This window comes from uncultured Nisaea sp., assembly GCF_963974195.1.
In the GTDB taxonomy this organism is placed as follows: domain Bacteria; phylum Pseudomonadota; class Alphaproteobacteria; order Thalassobaculales; family Thalassobaculaceae; genus Nisaea.
The window spans coordinates 1-21,751 of record NZ_CAXBDC010000005.1; the positions used below are offsets into that span (position 1 = coordinate 1).

The 21,751-nt window shown below is 60.4% G+C and carries 20 protein-coding genes; 8 read left to right on the forward strand and 12 right to left on the reverse strand.

Annotated features, from left to right (window positions below; genetic code table 11):
* Window positions 1-181 (reverse strand): hypothetical protein (locus AAC126_RS02060; RefSeq protein ID WP_339849491.1); only part of this gene is annotated, 181 nt, incomplete at its 3' end.
* 243 nt (window positions 182-424) lie between these two features.
* Between AAC126_RS02060 and AAC126_RS02065 the strand changes: the two genes are divergently transcribed.
* The 5 genes from AAC126_RS02065 (at window position 425) to amrB (ending at window position 4,744) form a co-directional block, all read left to right on the forward strand.
* The gene (locus AAC126_RS02065) at window positions 425-1,111 is read left to right on the forward strand and encodes a hypothetical protein (RefSeq protein WP_339849494.1); all 687 of its coding nucleotides are present in this window, start codon (window positions 425-427) and stop codon (window positions 1,109-1,111) included.
* A gap of 52 nt (window positions 1,112-1,163) precedes the next feature.
* The gene (locus AAC126_RS02070) at window positions 1,164-2,102 is read left to right on the forward strand and encodes an AEC family transporter (protein ID WP_339849497.1); all 939 of its coding nucleotides are present in this window, start codon (window positions 1,164-1,166) and stop codon (window positions 2,100-2,102) included.
* A gap of 69 nt (window positions 2,103-2,171) precedes the next feature.
* Entirely contained in the window at window positions 2,172-2,339 is a 168-nt protein-coding gene (locus AAC126_RS02075) for a hypothetical protein (protein WP_339849499.1), read from the forward strand.
* A gap of 37 nt (window positions 2,340-2,376) precedes the next feature.
* Window positions 2,377-3,141 carry a hypothetical protein gene (locus AAC126_RS02080; protein ID WP_339849501.1) on the forward strand — a complete coding sequence of 255 codons (765 nt, stop codon included), beginning with the start codon at window positions 2,377-2,379 and terminating at the stop codon, window positions 3,139-3,141.
* Window positions 3,142-3,337: 196 nt separating this feature from the next.
* The gene (amrB, locus tag AAC126_RS02085; RefSeq protein WP_339849503.1) at window positions 3,338-4,744 is read left to right on the forward strand and encodes an AmmeMemoRadiSam system protein B; all 1,407 of its coding nucleotides are present in this window, start codon (window positions 3,338-3,340) and stop codon (window positions 4,742-4,744) included.
* 303 nt (window positions 4,745-5,047) lie between these two features.
* Here the strand turns inward: amrB and AAC126_RS02090 are convergent, their stop codons facing one another.
* Together AAC126_RS02090 and AAC126_RS02095 are read right to left on the reverse strand one after the other, a co-directional pair.
* Window positions 5,048-6,358, reverse strand: a complete 1,311-nt coding sequence (locus tag AAC126_RS02090; RefSeq protein WP_339849505.1) for an adenylate/guanylate cyclase domain-containing protein — start codon at window positions 6,356-6,358, stop codon at window positions 5,048-5,050.
* 76 nt (window positions 6,359-6,434) lie between these two features.
* On the reverse strand, window positions 6,435-8,012 hold the full coding sequence (locus AAC126_RS02095) for a gamma-glutamyltransferase (protein WP_339849507.1): 1,578 nt from the start codon (window positions 8,010-8,012) through the stop codon (window positions 6,435-6,437).
* A gap of 112 nt (window positions 8,013-8,124) precedes the next feature.
* On the opposite strand from AAC126_RS02095, the gene AAC126_RS02100 reads away from it, so the two are divergent.
* Window positions 8,125-8,796, forward strand: coding sequence for a hypothetical protein (locus AAC126_RS02100; RefSeq protein WP_339849509.1), 672 nt, complete (start codon window positions 8,125-8,127; stop codon window positions 8,794-8,796).
* Between the two features lie 87 nt (window positions 8,797-8,883).
* Window positions 8,884-9,648 carry an SDR family oxidoreductase gene (locus tag AAC126_RS02105; protein ID WP_339849511.1) on the forward strand — a complete coding sequence of 255 codons (765 nt, stop codon included), beginning with the start codon at window positions 8,884-8,886 and terminating at the stop codon, window positions 9,646-9,648.
* A 6-nt stretch (window positions 9,649-9,654) separates the two neighbouring features.
* Here the strand turns inward: AAC126_RS02105 and mutT are convergent, their stop codons facing one another.
* The 6 genes from mutT to AAC126_RS02135 form a co-directional block, all read right to left on the reverse strand.
* The gene (gene mutT / locus AAC126_RS02110) at window positions 9,655-10,071 is read right to left on the reverse strand and encodes an 8-oxo-dGTP diphosphatase MutT (RefSeq protein WP_339849513.1); all 417 of its coding nucleotides are present in this window, start codon (window positions 10,069-10,071) and stop codon (window positions 9,655-9,657) included.
* Window positions 10,068-10,625 carry a GNAT family N-acetyltransferase gene (locus tag AAC126_RS02115; RefSeq protein ID WP_339849515.1) on the reverse strand — a complete coding sequence of 186 codons (558 nt, stop codon included), beginning with the start codon at window positions 10,623-10,625 and terminating at the stop codon, window positions 10,068-10,070. Before AAC126_RS02115 ends, mutT begins: the two co-directional genes overlap by 4 nt.
* A gap of 11 nt (window positions 10,626-10,636) precedes the next feature.
* Window positions 10,637-11,869 carry a bifunctional glutamate N-acetyltransferase/amino-acid acetyltransferase ArgJ gene (argJ, locus tag AAC126_RS02120; protein ID WP_339849517.1) on the reverse strand — a complete coding sequence of 411 codons (1,233 nt, stop codon included), beginning with the start codon at window positions 11,867-11,869 and terminating at the stop codon, window positions 10,637-10,639.
* A 34-nt stretch (window positions 11,870-11,903) separates the two neighbouring features.
* On the reverse strand, window positions 11,904-12,833 hold the full coding sequence (locus tag AAC126_RS02125) for a peptidylprolyl isomerase (RefSeq protein ID WP_339849519.1): 930 nt from the start codon (window positions 12,831-12,833) through the stop codon (window positions 11,904-11,906).
* 161 nt (window positions 12,834-12,994) lie between these two features.
* Window positions 12,995-13,903 (reverse strand): hypothetical protein, encoded by a 909-nt coding sequence (locus tag AAC126_RS02130; RefSeq protein WP_339849521.1) that lies wholly within the window; start codon window positions 13,901-13,903, stop codon window positions 12,995-12,997.
* 233 nt (window positions 13,904-14,136) lie between these two features.
* Window positions 14,137-15,282, reverse strand: a complete 1,146-nt coding sequence (locus AAC126_RS02135; protein ID WP_339849523.1) for an alpha-hydroxy acid oxidase — start codon at window positions 15,280-15,282, stop codon at window positions 14,137-14,139.
* 229 nt (window positions 15,283-15,511) lie between these two features.
* Between AAC126_RS02135 and secA the strand changes: the two genes are divergently transcribed.
* Window positions 15,512-18,238 (forward strand): preprotein translocase subunit SecA, encoded by a 2,727-nt coding sequence (gene secA, locus AAC126_RS02140; RefSeq protein ID WP_339849526.1) that lies wholly within the window; start codon window positions 15,512-15,514, stop codon window positions 18,236-18,238.
* Between the two features lie 45 nt (window positions 18,239-18,283).
* Here the strand turns inward: secA and AAC126_RS02145 are convergent, their stop codons facing one another.
* From AAC126_RS02145 to AAC126_RS02155, 3 genes are all read right to left on the reverse strand, one after another.
* On the reverse strand, window positions 18,284-18,760 hold the full coding sequence (locus AAC126_RS02145) for a hypothetical protein (protein ID WP_339849527.1): 477 nt from the start codon (window positions 18,758-18,760) through the stop codon (window positions 18,284-18,286).
* A gap of 294 nt (window positions 18,761-19,054) precedes the next feature.
* Window positions 19,055-19,615, reverse strand: coding sequence for a methyltransferase domain-containing protein (locus AAC126_RS02150; protein WP_339849529.1), 561 nt, complete (start codon window positions 19,613-19,615; stop codon window positions 19,055-19,057).
* Window positions 19,612-21,744 (reverse strand): aminotransferase, encoded by a 2,133-nt coding sequence (locus AAC126_RS02155; protein WP_339849532.1) that lies wholly within the window; start codon window positions 21,742-21,744, stop codon window positions 19,612-19,614. Before AAC126_RS02155 ends, AAC126_RS02150 begins: the two co-directional genes overlap by 4 nt.
* Between the last annotated feature and the right edge of the window lie 7 nt (window positions 21,745-21,751).

Genomic DNA, 21,751 nt, shown 5'->3' on the forward strand with positions numbered 1-21,751 from the left:
ACAGCCCGCGCGCGCCTTCCTTCAGCTTGCAATACCGCGGGCACAGCTCGCACTGCACCCGCCCGTCATCCAGCAGGCTCCAGTATTCCGTCCCGACAATCGGCCCCTTGCCCTTCAGCGCGGGAGGCGCGCTTTCGGCAAGACCCGGTGCTTCCTGCATGACCATATCGCTCACCAGCATTGCTCGTTCGCCGGGTTCGCTCCCGGACTCTTAAGGCACTATACTCTGCCCCGATTTTAACCGCTTCACCAAACCCGGGACCCCGGCAACTGCTCGCCTCCCACCAAACGGGCCGCGTGCTTACAGATGGTATACTGTTGGCTGTCACGGCGCCCGACAGCACTGATCAACGGCCTCTAGGGACAGGGCTTGTGGCTTAACCAGAAAATCGGCAACTATCATATGATGAAAATCAAGACGATCATGAAATGGTATTTCAGTGCGATAACATTGATCGTTACGTTATGCGCCGCCGTCGGAGTGGCAGCTTTTCGGGATCCGGCTCTAAGCGATAACCTTGAGCATATCCCTCCCTGGATAGCAGCGCTGTTTGGAGGTGGTCTTGCAGCATTTGCTGCGTACCTCGTCGCCGCGTGGAAGCACGAAGCGGAAATTGAAGAAAAAAAAAGAAACATTGCTAAAATTTTATGTTATGAAGCAACCAACCACACAAAAGAAATTATAGATCATTTTGAAATTTACATCAACTTAGTAGAAAAATTCAAAAACAAAGAAGAAAATGTTAAAGATAAAATAATAAAACTACACAATAATATTTTTTGCACTGATATAAATTCTACTTACAGAAAAGAAATATCTATTTTTAATGATTGCGTTTTGAATAATATAATTAATTATTTTGACAGACAAAAAAGCATTAACGATTCACACAAAGATATTGGAATAATGAATCATAATGATTACATTGAATTTTCAATAATTTTTTCAAAACATGAAATAGCAGAATACATTGAGCAATACTTCATAATGATGAAATCTCTTGAAATTTATTGCAATGAATCTTCAAAAATAACAAAAAAAATAAAAGAAAAAAACCCTCTCCTATTAAAAGAAATCAAAAAACATCATATACAATACCCCCCTCCATAAAAAAGGTACTCCGCCCCGATTTTAACCGCTTCCCCAAACCCGGGACCGTTTCTTGTTCACCAGTCTGATCCTGCCCATCGCCCCGATCTTCCTGCTCATCGTGCTCGGCCACCTGCTGCGCCGGGGCGGTATCCCGAGCCTGGAATTCTGGAACCTGAACGACAAGCTGGTCTACTGGGTGCTGTTCCCGTGCCTGCTGTTCAACAAGATCACCTCCATCGATTTTTCCGGCGTGCATCTGGGCGGGCTGGCGGTCGCGGTCTATGCCGGGTTTGGCGCGGCGGTGCTGTTCTCGCTGCTGCTGTTCTTCCTGTTCCGGGCGGAAAAACCGCTCTGGACCTCCGTCATGCAGGGCTGTTCCCGGCACAATACCTTCATCGCACTGGCGGTGGGCGAGCAGGTTTTCGGCCACGAAATCCTCGGCACCGCCGCGCTTGTCACCGCCCTGCTGATCCCGGTCACCAATGTCGTGGTGGTCTGCCTGATGGCAACCGCACTGGCGAAAAAGGATGACGGCAACCTGCTCATCTCGGTGTTCCGGGATCTGGCGCGCAACCCGCTGCTGCTCGCGGTCGGGCTCGGGCTGGTGTTCAATCTCCTCGGCTGGTCCGCCGTGCCTATCATCACCGACATGACGGCGATTCTCGGCGCCGCCGCCCTGCCCATCGTCCTGCTCTGTGTCGGTGCCAATATCCGGATCCAGGCCATGAGCGCCGACGTCAAGGCAACCATGCTCTGCGTTTTCGGCAAGATGGTGGTGTTCCCGGCGGCAATGGCCTTCACCGGTCTCGCCATCGGGCTGGAGCCGGAGCTGTTCATGGCCGCCATGCTGTTCGGCGCCTCCCCCGCCGCCGCAAGTGCCTACACCCTCGCCCGCGCCATGGGCGGAGACGCCCCGGCCATGGCCGGGATCGTGACAATCCAGACGGCACTGTCCTTTGTGACCATGCCTGCGACGCTGCTGTTGGCGCAGTATCTGGTTGGGGGATAGCTCTTTCGAAATACTTGGATAGCGGCCGGGAACTAACCTTGCGCGCTGGAGAGCCAAGGAGCGCCCGCCATGGAACGGGCAGCACCACGCGAACTCGCCGCTGATCACTTATCGCAGATCGACACCTTCCGGCAGGCCGTTGATATAGCCGACGAGATCGAAATCCCGTTGCGCATGCTTGAGATCTGCCTGTCTGGAGCGGAGCATTACATCGCCACGCCAACGACACTTGCCTGATAGTCGCGAAACCGGCAACTATAGGGCGATGAAAATCATGCGCACTGAAGATATTATTTCTATTTTTATCGCCGTCTTTATCGCCTTTCTTATCGCGGTATTGATGATCGAAAGTGCTCGAACCGGCATTGCTGGGTACGTTAAGACCTTTGCGACAATAATTGGGGCTATGATCGGTGTATTTGGTGCATACTGGATATCTACCAAAGGAAAAAGAGATAGAGACACCGAAGAACAACAAAGATTTATTCACTCTTATATAAGAGATTTTTGCACTATCAGAAATCAAATGAATTATTGTTTTAACGTTTTTGATGACCTAACGAACAAAAAACTTAGCATACATATAAATGAAGAAAACAAAACAAACAATCATAACGATAACAATCTTGATGATATGCTTATTCATTTCGACAAAAAAACCGTCGATAATTTTATAATTATGCACAAAAACACAACAAAAATCATTAACAACTCTCAAGCCATAATAAACATAGAAAATATGAGAAATAAAATTCAAATATTTAATCCTGAATTTTATAAAATACTCGATCAGCAAATTATGCATTTGCACACATCCAACCAAATATTCAACCACCACAACAATCACATTGATGAAAAACCTGAACACTCAATCACTTCTTTTTATACATTAAAAGAAATAGTAAAATTCTCCCCTAGAGAAAGTAATTTTCGAAATCACTGCAGAGAATTTGGATTTTACACAGAAGAAATTAAAATAAAACACAACATCATTACTATCAGCAATTACAAAACTGATGATGAATTGAGGATTAACTGATCTAGCCCTCTTCATTACATCCCCCTGCAGCATTGCGCACGGTCGTGAGCCGCCTTTCTAGGGTGGCGGTTTGTTGGTCACAGTTTTGGATGATGCGATGCGCTTCAAGCAGGGCGCGGAAGGCCGGGGTGCTCGCCCAATACCTGAACGGTAATAACCTCTCCCGTTCGTGCCGGTCCCTCCCTATATTCGACCTATGGAACAGGGATCGACTGAAACCACCGCTCTCCGCGCCCCCCACGTCGCTGGCGCCTTCTACCCCGCCGAGCCGGGCGCGCTGGAAAACATCGTCACGCAGTGCCTCACCGGCGCAGCGGAGACGCCGGTGCAGGAGGCGAAGATCATCATTGCGCCCCATGCTGGCTATGTCTTTTCCGGTCCCATCGCCGGGACTGCCTTCAAGCCGCTCGCCAGACGCCGCGAGACCATCAAGCGCGTGGTAATCGTCGGCCCGGCGCACCGGGTCGGCTTCAAGGGGCTGGCGACGACCAGTGCCGATGCCTGGGCGACACCGTTCGGCACCGTGCCGGTTGCCTGGGATGCGTTGCGCACGCTTCTGGCCCTGCCCGGTTTTCAGGTTGCCAACCGGGTGTTCGAGGGCGAGCACAGCCTTGAGGTGCATGTGCCCTTCCTGCAGCAGGTGCTGGGTGATTTCGAGATCGTACCGATCCTTGTCGGCGATGCCGGGGCGGGGCAGGTGGCGCAGGCGCTCGACGCGGTCTGGGGCGGGCCGGAAACGCTGATTTCCGTCTCCTCCGATCTCTCCCATTTCCTCGATTACGACAGCGCACGCACGCTCGACCGCGCCACCATGCAGCGTATTGAGCTGATGAAGCTGGAAGCGCTCGACGGCAAAGGCGCCTGCGGGCACCGGGCCATTGCAGGCGCGCTCAGCCTCGCCCGGCGGCGGGACATGCGGGTGACGGCGCTCGACACCCGCAATTCAGGCGACACGCACGGGGCGAAGGACCGGGTGGTCGGCTATGGCGCGGCGGCGATGGAATATGCCGGGAGCGCGCGCATTCCTGACGCGGACCGGGAGCAGATGATCGAGGCCGCCCGCTTCGCCCTGCGCTTCGGCGCCGAGCATGGCCGCCCGCCGGACGCGCAACTGGGCACGAACCTGTCGCCCTGCCTGACGGCCATGCGGGCCAGCTTCGTCACGGTGAATATCAAGGGCAAGCTGCGCGGCTGCATCGGCAGCGTGATCGCGCATCAGCCACTGCTGCTCGACGTCATCACCAATGCCTACAAGGCCGGTTTCGGCGATCCCCGCTTCCCGCCGCTGACGGCAGAGGAGCTGGCAACGGCAGACCTGCACATCTCCATCCTCTCCACCCCGCACGCCCTGCCCTTCAACAGCGAGAAGGATCTGGTGTCCAAGGCCCGGCCGGATGTGGACGGGTTGATCATGCAGGAAGGCAACAAACGCGGCCTGTTCCTGCCGAGCGTCTGGGAGGGCCTGCCGAAAGCGGAGGATTTCATCCGCAACCTGAAGCGCAAGGCCGGGCTGCCGATGGATCACTGGTCCGACAGCCTGCGGGTGTTCCGCTATACGACGGAGAGTTTCGGGGCGCCGTTCGTGGGACCGGGGCTGGGGTAACGGGTGCCTCCAGAGAAGCCCAACCTAGAAAACCGTCATCCCTGCGCACGCAGGGACCCAGAGATCGTAAAGCACCGCCCGCCATCCCTGGGTCCCCATTTGCATGGGGATGACGTCTAAGGTGGAGGGGATGAGTGCTAAAGAATGACGTTTGCAGGAACGGCTAAACCGCGCCCGTTCTTCCGGACCATCCTCAACAGAAACTGTTTTCCCGGACTTGATCCGGGACCTTTGTGATCATAAGGCGCTCCCTACGTCGAAAGGTCCCGGATCACGTCCGGGAAACACGTGTGGGGGAGATGCTTATACTCCCGGCAAAGCTGTCATCTCTTTCGACCAGACCGCCAGCGGCGCTTCAAACCCGCGGATCTTTTGCTCGCCGAGCGGCTTCAGCAGATCGTCCGGTTTTGCTTTCCCCGCCACCCCGGCATCCGCGAGCACCGACGCGCCGACATCCTTTGCCAGCACTTCCAGCCGGGCCGCCCGGTTCACCGTGTCGCCGTAGATCGTGAAAGCCTGCCGCCGTTCGGAGCCGACACGGCCCGAGGCGATCTGGCCTGCCGCGAGGCCGACGCGGACCTGAAAGCCAGACTCGCGGGCGCATTTCAGGAGATCCGAGGCGGCATCCAGTGCGGCCCGTTCGGGCTGGCGGATTTCCAGCGGTGTGTTGAAGGCGGCGAGCAGACCGTCTCCAGTGAAGCTGATCACCACCCCTTCACGGTTCGAGATCGCCTCGGCGGAGCGGGCGAGGAAGGCACCAAGGGTGGCGATCACCTCCTCCGGCGCGCGGCCGTCCGCATAGGCCGTGAAATTCTCGATATCGAGCACCAGCGCGACACCATGCCGGACCTGCGGCGCCAGCGCATCCCGGTCCGAGGCAAGCCGGTCGGCGATGGTTTCCGGCACGAACCGGCCGAAGGTCCGGACCGCCCGCTCCCGTGCCTGCTCGGCTTCCACCTGGGCCACGAACACGCAGCGCGCACGGTAGACCGCAAGGGCAAGGACAAGAGCGGCGATCATCAACAGGATGGTTTCCTGGAGCCGGGTGCCGTAGCCGACAAAATCCGGGGAGAGGAACACTTTCAGATATTCCTCTGCCGTCGGCTCGGGCGGCAGGTCGCGCCAGGAAAGCCGCTGCTGCATGTCGGCAATGGCAAGACCGAAGGCGGCCCACCAGCCGGCAACGGCAGCCAGCCCGGACCAGGCGACCAGACGCCAGGACAGGGTCAGGCACGCCATGGCGACCAGCGGGAACAGGTAATGGACGCCGAAGGCCCGGAAGGCGAGCACCTGCGGCAGTTCCGGCGCAAACCGGCTGACCGGGATGACGACGAAGACGGCACAGACCGCAAGGATGTCGATCGCGTACAGGGCATATTTCAGCCACCACCGCTCGTACCGTGTGCCGATCACCGTATAGCTGGCAATGCCGATCACACCGAACAGGGCGAGCGCCGTCATAGCCAGCGGGCTGGGTGAGAACCCAGCGAGGTTCCAACCGACCGTCAGCCAGAGCATGCCGAACGCCACAGCCGCAGTCCGGCAGAGTACCGCCAGTTTCAGCCCCTGCCGTTCCGCTACCAGCAGACGTTGCCTCGCCACCCGTCCAGCCATGTTCTATCCCCGGCTCACGCGGGCACAGAAATCCGCGCCGCAATCATTGCATTCAGCCTGATCGCGGCGCTTTAGGCTAGACCGCGAGTGCTGCCGACAGCGGCGTCGTCGGATGCGCCGACGCCGTTACCCCGCTTTCGGAAACCATCGCCCCGAGCGGGCAGGCATACATGATCGGGTAGGTGGTCGCCGGCCAGCTCTCGGTCGGGGCCACTGCCTTCAGGGCAGCCATGATCTCCGCATCGAAGCGGGCATCGGCATAGATTGTGTCGATTGCGCTCAGATCAACACGCGGCATGTTCAGGGCGGTCTGCATATCCATGCCGAAATCGTTCATGAAGGAGCAGAGCTGGTAGACGGCCGGCATGATCTTGCGGCCGCCGGAAGCACCGAAACCGAACCAGGGCTTGCCGTCCTTCGTCACCACCGCGGGAACCATGTTGCAGAGCGGCTTGGTGTCCGGCTTCAGCGAATTCGGACGGCCCGGGCGCGGATCGAACCAGTTGATCCCGTTATTCATCATGATGCCGGTTTCCGGGAACAGCACCCGGCTGCCGAAGCGGGACAGCAAGGTCGTCGTGATCATGACAATATTGCCTTCGGCATCGGCGGCGGCGATGTGGCTGGTGCAGCTCCGGTCGCCATGGTCGCCGGCATGCCCCAGATTTGCCATCCGGTATTCGTAGGCGGCCTTCAGGGTGCGGGCATAGGCGGCGTAAGTCTGCGCGTCCGGCGCCGCGCCGGAGAAGGCCGGCAGATCCTTCAGCGCATCGGCAAAGCTCGGCCCGGCGGTCAGGCCGCCCGGCACATGATAGGTCGCCTCGCCGCGCGTCATCGACAGCGGCTCCTGGATTTCCGCCTCATAGGCCTCCAGATCCGCCATCCGGACGGAAGAGCCCAGACGCTCGGCATCCTTCGCGATCCGTTCCCCGATGGCACCGCGATAAAAGCTCTCCGCCCCGTCCCGGGCAAGCTCATCCAGCGTGTCGGCGAGCTTGCCGAGTTTCAGGAATTTCGGCTCCGGGTCCGCACCCATTGCCGGAGGAAAACCGCCCGGCAGCCAGGTTTCCGCCGTCGCCGGGCTTTTCTGCAGCGCCGGCATGTCGGCGCCGCACATCAGCATGGTCCACCAGGTGACGCGATGGCCGCGCCGCGCCAGGGCGGCGGCAGGCGCGATGACATCGGCGAGACTTTTCGTGCCGTATTTCTCCATCGCCAGCGCATAACCGGCAACCGTGCCCGGCACGGCGATCGAGTACGGACCGTTCACGTTCCGGTCGTCCACCACGGCAGGCCAGCCAAACAGGTCCGCGCCCGTGCCTTCCGCCAGCGGATAGTCCGCCGGGTTCAGCCCCTTGGCGGACTTCATGGCGAAATCGACGACGCGGACCGCCTTTTCCTTCGCCGAATAAAGCGTGATGTAACCGCCGCCGCCAAGGCCGCTCATCCAGGGCTCGGCCACGGTCAGGGCGAAAGCCGTGCCGATGGCCGCGTCCATGGCATTGCCGCCATCCTTGAGAATTGCCTGTCCGACGGCGGCCGCTTCGACATTCTGGGAGGCCACGGCACCGCGCGGGCCGGTTGCCGCAGGCTTTTCCGAATGCCATGTCTCATAGGTCCGCTCGAATGCGGTGACGGAAGCGGGAACGCTCATCGGGGATACTCCGGGCATGAAGGTTGCATTGCCGCGAGAAGCTGCGACACCCTGAGTGTGGTATCGATGGCATGCAAAAAGCAATTCGGACGTCAGAAAGGGTGATGTTCCAATGACCAGCTACGGGAAATCGGCCCGGATGACGGTCCTCGCGATTCTGGGCGCGCTGGCGCTCCAGCTTTTCGTGCTGCCGCCGGCAGAGGCGCAGCAAACGCCGCCGGCAGAGCCCCCGAAAGACGTCAATGACGCTGACTGCTCAAAGATTCCGGGCGGTAATGCGCCGATCAACATCCTGGCCCGTCTGAAAGGCGGCATGGCGGTCGAGAATCTGGAATTCACCTACTTCAGGAAAAAACTCTACGAGCTGAAGCAGGAGGATTTCGACTATCTGAAAAAACTGATCCCCTACTGCGGCGACCAGAAGACGGAACAGGTCGAGTATATCCTCGACCGCCTTTCGGTTCTTGTGCTCGAAGCGCAGCAGACAAGGCAGAAATCCATCGACTGGATCAAGGAGACGGTCGAAAAACTCGAGAAACTGCCAGCAACGAAGGCTTCTATCGAGGAAGTTCACAATATCGAGGTCGCGCTGAAAAACCGGCAGCTGGAGATGACCCGGGCGGACGGAAACTATCTCGCCATGAAGCTGAACGACACCCGCAACCGGCTCTACCGGGACGCAAACGTAAATGCGACCGGCACAGAGACACAGGATCCAGGCCTCCTGATCAGCCCCTTCCTGCCGGAGATCCCCGCCGACGAACGGAAACCCGATCCCGGCTGACACGACAGCCTTTGCATTTTTCCGCGTGCCAAGCCGTCGCGCGCGCGACACACTCCCGCTCTCAAACGAAAATGACGGGAGGAAGTCATGTCGGGGAACGGAAAAACCGCACTCGTAACCGGGGCCGGAACAGGGGTCGGACGCGCGGTCGCGCTGGCATTCCAGAAAGAAGGCTACAATGTCGTCCTGGCCGGACGCCGGCTGGAACCGCTTGAGGAAACAGCCGCCATGGCCCATTCAGGCGGCGGCGCCATGCTCGCGGTGCCCACCGATATCGGCAAGGTTGCCCAGGTCGACGCATTGTTCGATGCGCTGAAGAAGACATTCGGCAGGCTCGACCTGCTGTTCAACAATGCCGGCATGGGCACACCGGCGATCCCGATGGATGAGCTGACGGCCGAGCAGTGGCAGGCCGTGGTCGATGTCAATCTGACCGGCTCGTTCCTATGCGCCCAGCGCGCCATGGCGATGATGAAGGCGCAGAAGCCCCAGGGCGGGCGGATCATCAATAACGGCTCGATCTCGGCGCATACGCCACGGCCGAATTCCGCGCCCTACACCTCAACCAAGCATGCCATCACCGGGCTGACGAAATCGATCTCCCTCGACGGCCGCGCCTTCGACATCGTCTGCAGCCAGATCGATATCGGCAACGCGGTGACGCCGATGACCGAGCGCATGGTCAAGGGCGAGGGCGTGCCGCAGGCAAACGGCTCGATGATGATCGAGCCGCGCATGGATGTGGAACATGTGGCCAGCTCGGCGGTGCATATCGCCCGCATGCCGCTCGACGCGAACGTCCAGTTCATGACCGTGATGGCGACCAAGATGCCTTTCGTCGGGCGCGGCTGATTTGGCTCAGAGATAATCCTGCAGCATCGCCACCAGGGGCACATCGGCGGGCGGCATCGGGTAGTCCTTCAGACGCATCGGGCGCACCCATTTGACCGCCTGCCCTTCCTGCGGCACGATATCTCCCCACCAGCGGCGGCAGAGATAAAGCGGCATCAGCAGGTGGAAATCCTCATAGGCGTGCGACGCGAAGGTGAAGGGCGCAAGGCAGCTCTCCTTCGTGTCGATGCCGAGTTCTTCCTGCAGCTCCCTGATCAGCGCGTCCTCCGGGCTTTCCCCCGGATCGACCTTGCCTCCGGGGAACTCCCAGAGCCCGGCCATGGACTTGCCTTCCGGCCGCTGCGCCAGAAGCACACGCCCGTCCGCATCGATCAGGCCGACGGCAACCACCATGACAATCGGTTTCGCTGTGGCGTCACTCATACCGGCACAACCTTCCCGCCGCGCGCCTGCCAGTCGGAACGCAGCATGTCGAGTTGCATCATATCAACCTCATCACCGAAATTCGGGCGCTTCACACGCATCGTGCCGGCATGGGCAAGCCCGCATTTCTCCATCACCCGGATCGAGGCAGGGTTTTCCGGCATCGCCGCCCCCCAGATCCGCCTCAGCCCGAGCACCCCGAAGCCGAAATCAAGCAGGGCCGCAAGCGCTTCGCTGGCATAGCCCCGCCCCCAGACCGGAGTGGCAAGCCAATAGCCGAAATGAGCGGCCTCATCCGGATCGAAGCGCAGGTCGATGGTGCCGACAGGCTCCTTCGTCACCCGGTCGAGGATCAGGTAGTAAAGCCCCTTCTCCTCCGCACGTCCGGTCCGCGCCCGTTCGATATAGGTATCCGCATCCGGCCGCGTATAGGGCCACGGCACCGACGTCAGATATTTGACGATGCCGAAATCGTTCATCAGCGTATAAAGCGCATCGCCATCCGCCAGCTCCGGTGCCCGGAAGGCCAGCCGTTCCGTCGTCACACGTTCCATCGCGGGGAACCCTAGCTGCGATAATCCGCGTTGATGCTGATATAGCCGTGGGTCAGATCGCAGGTCCAGACGGTGGCTTTTCCGTCTCCGGTACCGACATTAACGTCGATGCCGATTTCCTGCCCCTTCAGATGGGCAGCCACCGGCGCTTCGTCATAATCCGGGTTCCGCTTACCATCGACGGCAATATCCACCCCGCCGAAGCCGATGCTGATCCGGGAGACATCGATCGGCTGCTCGGACTTGCCGACCGCCATGACCACCCGCCCCCAGTTCGCGTCTTCACCCGCGATCGCTGTTTTCACAAGCGGTGAATTGGCAATCGAAAGAGCGATCTTGCGGGCGGAGTCATCTGACACGGCGCCGGTCACCCGGACCTCGATCAGCTTCTGCGCGCCCTCGCCGTCACGCACAACGAGAAGGGCAAGCTCCCGCAGGACTGTTTCCAAAGCCTGCTTGAAACCGTCGAGAGCCGGATCCGACACCGAAGCAGGAGCCGCGTTGCCGGCGGCCCCGGTCGCGAACAGCAACAGGGTGTCGCTGGTCGAGGTATCGCTATCGACGGTGATGGAGTTGAAGGTCCGGTCGATCGCCGGGGAAAGCACTTCCTGCAGGATCGCCGCCGGGATCGCCGCATCGGTGAACACGAAGCTCAGCATCGTCGCCATGTTCGGCTGCACCATGCCGGAACCCTTCGCGATACCGGCTATGGTCACGGTCTTGCCGCCTATCTGGGCCGTGGCACTGGCGCCCTTCGCGAAGGTATCCGTCGTCCGGATCGCGCCCGCCGCCGCATCCCAGCCATTTTCCGTCAGCTTTGCTTTTGCGTCCGGCAGTTTGGCGATGATCTTGTCGTGCGGCAGGATCTCGCCGATCACACCCGTCGAGGCGATGAAAACCTCGTCCGGTGCGCAGCCGAGAACACCCGCCGCCGCCGATGCGGTTTCCCGCACCGAGGCATCGCCGATGGCGCCGGTGAAAACATTCGCATTCCCGGCATTGACGACGAGCCCGCGGCCGCTGCCCCGGGCCAGGATTTCCCGGCACCAGGTCACGGGCGCGCCCGGTGTGGTCGAGCGCGTCAACGTACCGGCGACGGTGGTGCCCGGCGCAAGCTCGGCCACCAGCACGTCGTCACGGTTCTTGTATTTGATCCCGGACGAAACCGTGGCTGTACGCACGCCGGCAATCGCCGGAAGGGTTGGAAAGCTGTCCGGAGCGAGCGGCGAAACCTGGTCGGTCATGATCGGAATCCCAAGGAAACGATGTCGATGAAAACTACTTTGTCTGAAGCGCGGAGCCATCCGGCCCATAGCGCTTGATGTCAACGCCGGCCCGGAGTTCCTCGATAGCCTTCGTCAGGATTTCACGGGTCATTTCCTGCGCCAGCTGCGGCTGCATCTGCTCGAAGCTCGGCGGCTGCACGGCGCGCCGGTCCTCGACCTTGATGACATGCCAGCCGAACTGGGTCTGTACCGGCGCCTCGGTGATTTCACCCGGCTTCAGGGCAAAGGCGGCCTCGGAGAATTCGGGGACCATGGCATCGGCGGTGAAGTAACCGAGATCGCCGCCGCTGGTGCCGGACGGCCCCGTGGATTTTTCCGCTGCGAGCTTGGCGAAATCGGCGCCCTTCTTCAGCTCTTCGATAATCGCTTTCGCGTCTTCTTCGCTGGCAACCAGAATGTGCCGGGCCTTGACTTCCTCACCCTGCTCCGCGCTGTCCTTGATGCTCTCTTCATAGCGCTTGCGCAGTGCGTCTTCGCCCACCGTCTCCTTCACCTTTTCGGTCATGTAGACCTCTGAGATGATGCCGGATTCAGCCTGCTCGACCCGTTCCTTGACGTCCGCGCGGTCCTGAATGCCAGCTTCGCGCGCCGCCTTGGCGATCAGCCGGGAATCGATGACCCGATCCAGCATCGGCGGATAGATCTGCTCCATCGGCGCCTGCTGATATTGCTGCGGGAGCTGCTGGATCTGCAGAAGAATTTCCGAAAGGTAGATCTTCTCCCCGTCGACGGTGGCGACGACGGTGGTTGCCGGATCGATCGCGGCCTGCGCGGCCGGCTTGGTCTCGGGCGTGGCGCTTGTGGTCTGCGCAGCCGCCGGAAGGGCCAGAGTCATCCCCAGGGCCAGTACGGGAAGCATCGCCGTCAGCGAGACGCGCAAGGCCGGGACGCACAGTTCAGGCCGGAAGCGGGAATGTTTCATGGAAGCGCCTTTCACCGGACCTTCGGCCCGCGATTTGTTCTGAAGAATGACACGGGAGCCCGGCTTCCGCGCGACGAGCAGCCCTATCAGATCGACTAGAGAGCGGCAAGACGCGTTTGCGGCCTGCAGTATGACAAATTCGCGGGGAGCGTGGCTGGATATCAGGGCTTGCGGAACGGCAGGATAAGATCGAAACGCAACCATTCCGCCGGCGCGCGATGGTCGGAGAAATCGCTGTTATCCGCCCGGATCAGCACGATGGCGCCTTCGGTGTCCTCGCTGCCGCCGAAATGCGGCAGATCCCGCCGGACGGTCTCGATAATCCTGTTGGCGATGGCCGCGCCGTGATTGCCGGTATCGACGAAAATTCCCGGCCGCGCATCATACACAGCCCCGTTACCGCGCACGTCGAACACGACACCGGTTGCCTGCATGTCTATACGGTCCAGAAAATCGGCCGCCCCGATCTCGATCGCCGCCGTGCCGCGCAACCCGTCATAGCGCACGGAAATATTCTCGAACGCGAGACCGAGCGGGTTGTTGTTCGCACTGCCTGTTTTCCGGAGATAGCGTTCCCGTCCGAGCCGCACCGCACTCAGCGCGGCGATATGAAAGCGCCGCTCGACGTCATGGGCGGCATTGTCCGGAACCTGCATCAGGCCATGCACAAGCAACCCGACATTGCTGACAGCGCGGCGGATCAGGCTGCTGAGATCTTCCGTCAACAGGACCGCCGTGGACCGGGAAATCAGCACATCGTCAGAGCTGGACGAAGAGGATGGGAGCGTTGCATTCGCATAGGCATTTGCCCCATAGGGCGAGCGGGACGGCGGCCGTACCGGCGTATTGGCCGGCGCATTGGAGAGGCGCACATCAACGCTATCGTCATCATTCTGGGACTGTTTTTGATCGTGATGAGAGGATTGATTACCCGCACCATTCTCGTCACGCCGTTCTTCACGGCGCTGCACAACTCTCTGATTAAGCGCCTCTCCAGCAACCTGGCGGCTTCTCCGCGCTGCTGTCGGCGCGATCACCCCGGACGTGTACCCGGTGATCCGATCAATCATGCGCTCACCCTTTCTAGGCAATGCATCGCGTGCATTAACGAATTTTAATGTAAATTAATTGTAATTTCGAATTATCTCCAGACATCCGTTTTCATTAAAATGAAGACCTAATATATCACGTATTGCAGCTTAATTCACACCCATACCGCGAACACTCGGCGGCGCCTCGCGATTCATGGCAGCGGAGCGCCTTCGCCGGACCAGAACAGGAAACACGGCGCGACCGGGGGATATCAGCGAAACGCCACGGAATTCCGTGTCAGATCCTTGACGCTGCTGCAGCCCATCAGCCGCATGCCACGCTCTATTTCCGCCTTCATCAGGGTGAGAGCCCGCTCGACACCAGGTTGTCCGGCTGCCGCAAGCGGATAGAGATAGAAGCGTCCGCCGCCCACCGCCTTGGCGCCGAGCGAAAGTGCCTTCAGGACATGGGTGCCACGCTGCACGCCGCTATCCATGATGACATCGATCCGGTCACCGACCGCCTGCACGATGGCGTCGAGCTGGTCGAAGGAAGAGCGCGAGCCGTCAAGCTGCCGACCGCCATGGTTCGAGATCACGATACCGGTACAGCCGATATCGACCGCGCGCTTGGCATCCTCGACCGACATCACGCCCTTCAGGCAGAACTGTCCGTCCCAGAGCTCGACCATCTTGGCGACATCGTCCCAGGTCATCGAGGGATCGAGCATCTCCGTGAAATAGCGCCCGATGGACATCGCCCCGCCGCCCATATCGACATGCTCGTCGAGCTGCGGCAATTTGAAGCCCTCATGGGTCAGATAGTTGATGCCCCACAGCGGCTTCAGCGCGAATTGCAGCATGCCGCCGGGGGTCAGGCGGAACGGGATTGAGAAACCGGTCCTGAGATCGCGCTCCCGGTTGCCGCCGGTGATGCTGTCCACAGTCAGCATCATGACATTGACCCCGGCTTCCTTGGCCCGCTCCATCATCGCCTTGTTCAGGCCCCGGTCCTTGTGGAAGTAGAACTGGTAGCATTGCGGGTTGTCGTGCTTGCGCCGCAGCTCCTCAAGGCTGACCGTACCGAGGGAGGAAACCCCGAACATGGTCCCGAACTTCGCCGCCGCAGCAGCCACGGCCCGCTCGCCGTCATGATGGAAAAGCCGCTGCAGGGCCGTCGGCGAGCAATAGATCGGCATGGCGAGCTTCTGCCCCATGACCGTCACCGACATATCGACATCCTCCACCCCGCGCAGGATGTTCGGCACCAGATCGCAGGCCTCGAAACTTTCCGTATTACGCCGGTAGGTCACCTCGTCGTCGGCCGCGCCGTCGATATAGTTGAAGATCGGACCGGGCAGACGCCGGCGCGCCAGCTCCCGGAAATCATGAAAATTGTGGCAATCCGTAAGTCTCATCGGTCCCGCTCCCCATCGCTCTAAAACGCTTTAGAACAGTGCTAGTACATGACCGGGAATCTTGTAATCGGAATCTGCCCTCTCACTATCGGCAGCCGTCAGGTCCATGACGAAGCACGACATGTCAGCAAGCTCACCAAGCCGCCTGCGTTGACAGCGTTCCCGCATCCGCCTATCTGTCAGCTACCCGGTCTATAGCCGGGCACCCGTTTCCATATCAGAGGTCGGCATGTTCGGCGCACTCGCCAAGGCCATCTTCGGCTCGGAAAACGAGCGGATACTCAAACGCCTGCAAAAAACCGTCGATGCGATCAACGCGCTGGAGCCCGAAATTTCGGCGCTCGACGATACGGCCCTTGCAGGCAAGACCGACGCATTCCGGCAGCGCCTGAAAGACGGGGAAAGTCTCGACGACATTCTGCCCGAGGCTTTCGCAACCGTGCGCGAAGCGGCAAAGCGGGCGCTCGGCCAGAGGCATTTCGATGTTCAGCTGCTCGGCGGCCTGGTGCTGCATCAGGGCCGGATCGCGGAGATGAAGACCGGTGAGGGCAAGACCCTTGTCGCCACTCTCGCCGTCTATCTGAACGCCATCGAGGGCAAGGGCGTCCACGTTGTCACCGTGAACGACTATCTGGCCAAACGCGACGCCGGCTGGATGAGCCAGGTCTACAATTTCCTCGGTCTGTCGACCGGCTGCATCGTACATGGACTGACCGATGCCGAGCGCAAGGCCGCCTACGCGTCCGATGTGACCTACGGCACCAACAACGAATTCGGCTTCGACTATCTGCGCGACAACATGAAGTTCCGGCTGGAAGACATGGTCCAGCGCGACTTCAATTTCGCCATCGTCGATGAAGTCGACTCGATCCTGGTCGATGAGGCGCGGACCCCGCTGATCATCTCCGGCCCGGCCGAGGACAGCTCCGCGACATACACCGCCATGAATGCCGTGATCCCCGGGCTGGTTCCGGAAGATTACGAAAAGGACGAAAAGCAGCGCACGGTGGCCTTCACCGAAGCCGGTCAGGAGCATATCGAAGCGCTGCTGAGCGAAGCCGGCATGCTGGAAGAAGGCGGTCTCTACGACATCAACAACATCTCGCTGGTGCACCACGCCAACCAGGCGCTCCGCGCGCACCATCTCTTCGCCAAGGATACGGATTACATCGTCAAGGACGACAAGGTTGTCATCATTGACGAGTTCACCGGACGGGCGATGGAAGGACGGCGTTATTCCGAGGGCCTGCACCAGGCGCTCGAAGCCAAGGAAGGCGTCACCATCCAGAACGAGAACCAGACCCTGGCCTCGATCACCTTCCAGAATTATTTCCGGCTCTATCCGAAGCTGGGCGGCATGACCGGCACGGCCATGACCGAAGCGGCCGAGTTCGCCGAAATTTACAATCTCGAAGTCGTCGAGATGCCGACCAACGTTCCGATCGCGCGTAAGGATCATGACGACGAGGTCTATCGCACGGCCGAGGAGAAGTGGGACGCCATCATCGACACCATCGCGGAATGCCGCGAAAAAGGTCAGCCGGTGCTGGTCGGCACGGTTTCCATCGAGAAGTCCGAACTGCTCTCCGGCCTGATGAACAAGCGCCGGATCGAGCACAAGGTCCTGAACGCGCGCTTCCATGAGCAGGAAGCGACGATCGTCGCCCAGGCCGGTCAGCCCGGCGCGATCACCATCGCCACGAACATGGCGGGCCGCGGTACCGACATCCAGCTCGGCGGCAATGCCGACATGCGCATCGCCCTGGAACTCGGCGAGGACGCCGATCCGGCCAAGATCGAGGCCCTGCGTGCCGAGATCGAGGTAGCGAAGAAACAGGTGCTGGAAGCCGGCGGCCTTTACGTCATCGGCACCGAGCGGCATGAAAGCCGCCGTATCGACAATCAGCTCCGTGGCCGGTCCGGCCGCCAGGGTGACCCGGGGGCGTCCAAATTCTTCCTGTCGCTCGAAGACGATCTGATGCGGATCTTCGGCTCCGAGCGCATGGACGGCATGCTGCAACGTCTCGGTCTGGAGAAGGGCGAGGCCATCGTCCATAGCTGGATCAACAAGGCGCTCGAAAAAGCACAGCAGAAGGTCGAGGCCCGTAACTTCGACATTCGTAAGCAGCTGCTGAAATACGACGATGTCATGAACGATCAGCGCAAGGTGATCTTCGAGCAGCGCAAGGACATCATGCGCGCGTCGGAAATCGCCGCAACGGTCGCGGACATGCGGCACGAGGTGATCGAGAACGTGGTCTCCCGCTGCATCCCGGAAGGCGCTTATTCCGAGCAGTGGGACATCCCCGCCCTGCATGAGGAATGCCTGCGTCTGCTCGCCCTTGACCTGCCGGTCGCGGAATGGGCGGCCGAGGAAGGTATCGCGGATCAGGAGATCCTGGAGCGGATCACCAAGGCGTCGGACCGTGCGATGGCTGAAAAAGCCGCGAATTACGGCCCCGAAGTCCTGCGCATGGCGGAAAAGAGCCTGCTGTTGCAGATCCTGGATCAGCAGTGGAAAGAACATCTTCTGTCACTGGATCACCTGCGTCAGGGCATCAATCTGCGTGCCTATGCCCAGAAGGACCCGCTGAACGAATACAAGCGCGAAGCCTTCAACCTGTTCGACGGCATGCTGACCGGCCTGCGCGAGACCGTTTGCGGCGTGCTCTCCCATCTCGAGATCCGGGTCCAGGCAACGCCCGAGGAGATGGAAGCCCGCATGGCGGCGGAGCGGGCAGCACGGGAAATGCATGAAGGCCGGGAAGATCCGGCACTTTCTTCGGATGATGGTGCCGGGGATGGCATGGCGGACGGGGAAACCATGGTCCGCTCCCGGCAGAGCGCAGTCAGTATCGATCCGCAAGATCCGTCAACCTGGGGCAAGGTCCCCAGGAATTCGATCTGCCCCTGTGGATCGGGAAAGAAATTCAAACAATGCCACGGGAAGATCTGATCCCGTTCCAGCAACCCTGAAAATCAGGGCCGGGTGACCGGCGCCTTAGCGAACGAGTGAGACGACCGTTCCGCCGGTACGGGATTCCAGGTTGGCGGCGGCAACCAGCCCGACGAGAACGACATTGACATCGTCGAATTCTCCGCAGAACGGCAGGCAGAGAATCTGCATGCCGTCCATGCCCCCCGGAGCCGGCTCCCCGCTCTTTGCCGCCGCAAGGATGCAGCGCGTCAATTCGTCAGGCAACCCGCCGCCGGCCTCTGTGGTCGCGCCAATCGGCGTTCCGCCCAGCAAGTCGGCCGCGGTATCTCCCGCGAATTCAACCTGGAATCTGGATTTTTCTCCATAGACGAGCAGGACATGAGGCATTTCGTCGACAAGATCGGAGATAAACAGGTTCTCGGACAGCGGAAGCGTGAGCTGCGCCCGGGAGAAATCCCAATAGACTCTCAGATCCCGCAACACGGAAGACAGCGGTTCCATTTGCGCGAAACGTCTGTCCGGTTGAAAATTCAATATCATGTTCCCCTCCCTCGGCGTTGCCATGCGCCTTGGCTATGGACGGTCGACGATGATTTTTCATCGTCCGACATAATTCCAAGCCAACCCCTGTTTCCTTTCGTTCCGGTTCCAGCCGCCACCCGGACCCGGTACCGCCGCGTTTCGTCAGCGCTATTTTAGACGCTGATTCCTTTATACAACGCAGCACCAGAGCGTATGTGACAAGATAGCCTCCCGCAACGCCTCGTAAGGCTTTTGCGCGTTTTTCAATCATGCATTTCCATTGCCGCCCAGCCATGCCTGACAGCGCTCAGGCTAGATCTCGGCGATCTCGGGCATGTTTCTGACGGCTGCGATCCGCTGGACACAAGCCGGCCTCGGGATGGTCACCGTCAGATCTTCAAATGCAATAACCCTGAGTTCAGGCCTGCATAAAATCAGAAGCTCTTCACTGTGCAGCAGGAAGTCAGGGTTGCTTGGCTTGCCAAAAGCCTCGTTGCCCCTGGCGAAGGTCTCGTAGATCAGCATGCCGCCCGGGGCAACGGCGGCAACAATGTCCCGTATGATCGGCCGGTGCAGATAGTTCGTCACGACGACACAGCCGAACCGCCGGTCGGCAAGCGGCCACGGCCGTCCCGCTTCCAGATCGAACGCGACAAGCTGAACCTCCGGGTCGGCGGCCATATCGGCGACGGGCGCGATGTTCCGGTCCAGCATGACAACCGGGTTTCCTCGGCGGCGAAAGAACCGGCCGTGACGTCCCGCACCGCATGCGACATCAAGGACTTCCACGTCTTTCGGCACCAGCTCGGCAAACCGTTCGACCCAGCCCGATACCGCCGGGACCGGCCCCGTTTCGGCGCGCGCCTCTCTCATTCCGCGGCCTCGGCCGTGTCAAGCACGGGTATGACGGCTCCGGAGAAGGAGCAATCAGGAACCGCAAGCCGGAGGAAAACCGGCCCCGCTGCCTCAACCGGCACCACGGACCGGGGATCCTCGTCCGGGAAAGCCGCCGCCCGCATGTCTGTGCGCATCGCGCCGGGATCGACCGCATTGGCCCGGACCCCGAGCTTGTGGTTTTCCGCCGCATAGAGCCGCATCATCGCCTCAAGTCCGGCCTTGCTTGCCGCATAGCCGCTCCAGTCCGCATGCGCGCCGCGCGCCGCACCGGAGGTAACAAAGATACACCGCCCGGCACCGGACGCGGACAGCAGCGGATGCAGCGCCGTCAAAAGCCTGAAGGCCGCATTGAGATTGAGGTCGATGACCGTATCCCAGACAGCATCCTCCAGGTCCGGAAGAGGTTTCAGGTCGCCAAGCAACGCCGCATTGAGAACGAGCACGTCAAGCCGCCCACCGCCATTCACGATCGCCTCCTGCAGCGCCGCCATGCCTTCCGGACGGCTGAGGTCGGCCGGGACGGATATGGCCGCCCCGCCCTCCGCTTCTATCTCGGCCCGGCGGGCTTCGAGTTCGCCGGCATCGCGCGCAAGCAGGTAAACCGTGGCACCCGCACGCGCGAACACCCGCGCAACCTCGGCGCCGATCCCCCGGGACGCACCGGTAACAAGGGCGGCCTTGCCGGCAAGCGGTTGCTCCGTATGCTCGACAACCCGGGCGACCATCTGTTCCTCGGCAATAATTCCAAGCTCTTTACGGATGTCCTCAAAAGCTGCTTCGAGCGTGTCGACAATATCGTCGACCTGGTCATGCGTGACCACGAAGGGCGGCGCGATCAGCAACGTATCCCGCACCGCGCGCACGATGATGCCCCGCGCCCTGAGATTCTCGCGGCAGACGGCAGCGACCACGCCGGGCGGATCGAACAGGATATGCCGGGCCTTGTCCTGGATCAGCTCCACAGCCCCCAGCAGACCGAGGCTGCGAACTTCGCCCACCAGCGGATGGCCGGCAAGGCGGGAAAGCGCGCGTTGAAAGTAAGGGCCGATATCCTGGGCCACGCGCTCCACCAGTTTTTCACGCTGCAGGATCTTCAGGTTCTCCAGCGCCACGGCGGCGGCAACAGGGTGTCCCGAATAGGTAAAACCGTGCGCAAGCCCGCCTTCCGCATCCCGCAGCTTGTCCGCGATCGGATCGGAGATCATCAGTGCCGAAATCGGCTGGTAGCCGGAAGACAGCCCTTTCGCCAGAGTGATGAAATCGGGGCTGAGGCCGAACAGTTCGGCAGCCGACCAGGCACCAAGCCTGCCGAAAGCGCTGATCACCTCATCCAGCACGAACAGCACGTCGTGCTGTTGGCAAATTCTCTGCACCTCCTGCAAATATCCTTCCGGCGGAAAGATCAGACCGCCCGCCCCCTGGATCGGCTCGCAGATAAAGAGGGCGACATTTTCGGCACCGAGTTCCCTGATCTTGATCTCGAGGGCATGCGCCGCCTGTTGCGAAAATGCCGCCTCGGACATGTTCGGGCCGTGCAGGAATTTATACGGTGCCTCGATATGGGCGAAATCCGGCATGCCGGAGCCGCCCTGCTCATGCATCGCGCCGACGCCACCGGCGCTGATCGTCGCCAGGGTGGAGCCGTGATATCCCTCCTCCCGGCCGATAACGACCCGTTTCGAGGGTTTGCCGACCTGCTGCCAGTAATAGCGCCCGAGGCGGATTGCACTGTCGCAGACCTCGGAGCCGGAATTCGCGAACAAGGCGGTATTGAGATGGCCCGGCATAAGTGCCGCCAGCATCTCCGCCAGCTCCGCCGCCGGTGCCGTCGTCGTGTTGAAAAAGGTGTTGTAGTAGGCAAGCTGCTGCATCTGACGGGCAGCCACGTCAGCCAGCTCCTTGCGGCCATAACCGACATTGACGCACCACAGACCGGCGAGCGCATCAAGATAGCGATGCCCCTGATCGTCCCAGAGGTAACACCCCTCTCCCCGCTCGATCACGGTAGGCCCGCCGATATCCACGAGCCCCCGGTTATCGGTGAAGGGATGCAAATGATGGGCGGCATCCCGCTGCCCCAGGGTTTTGCCGTCCGGATCGCTCACACTCTGT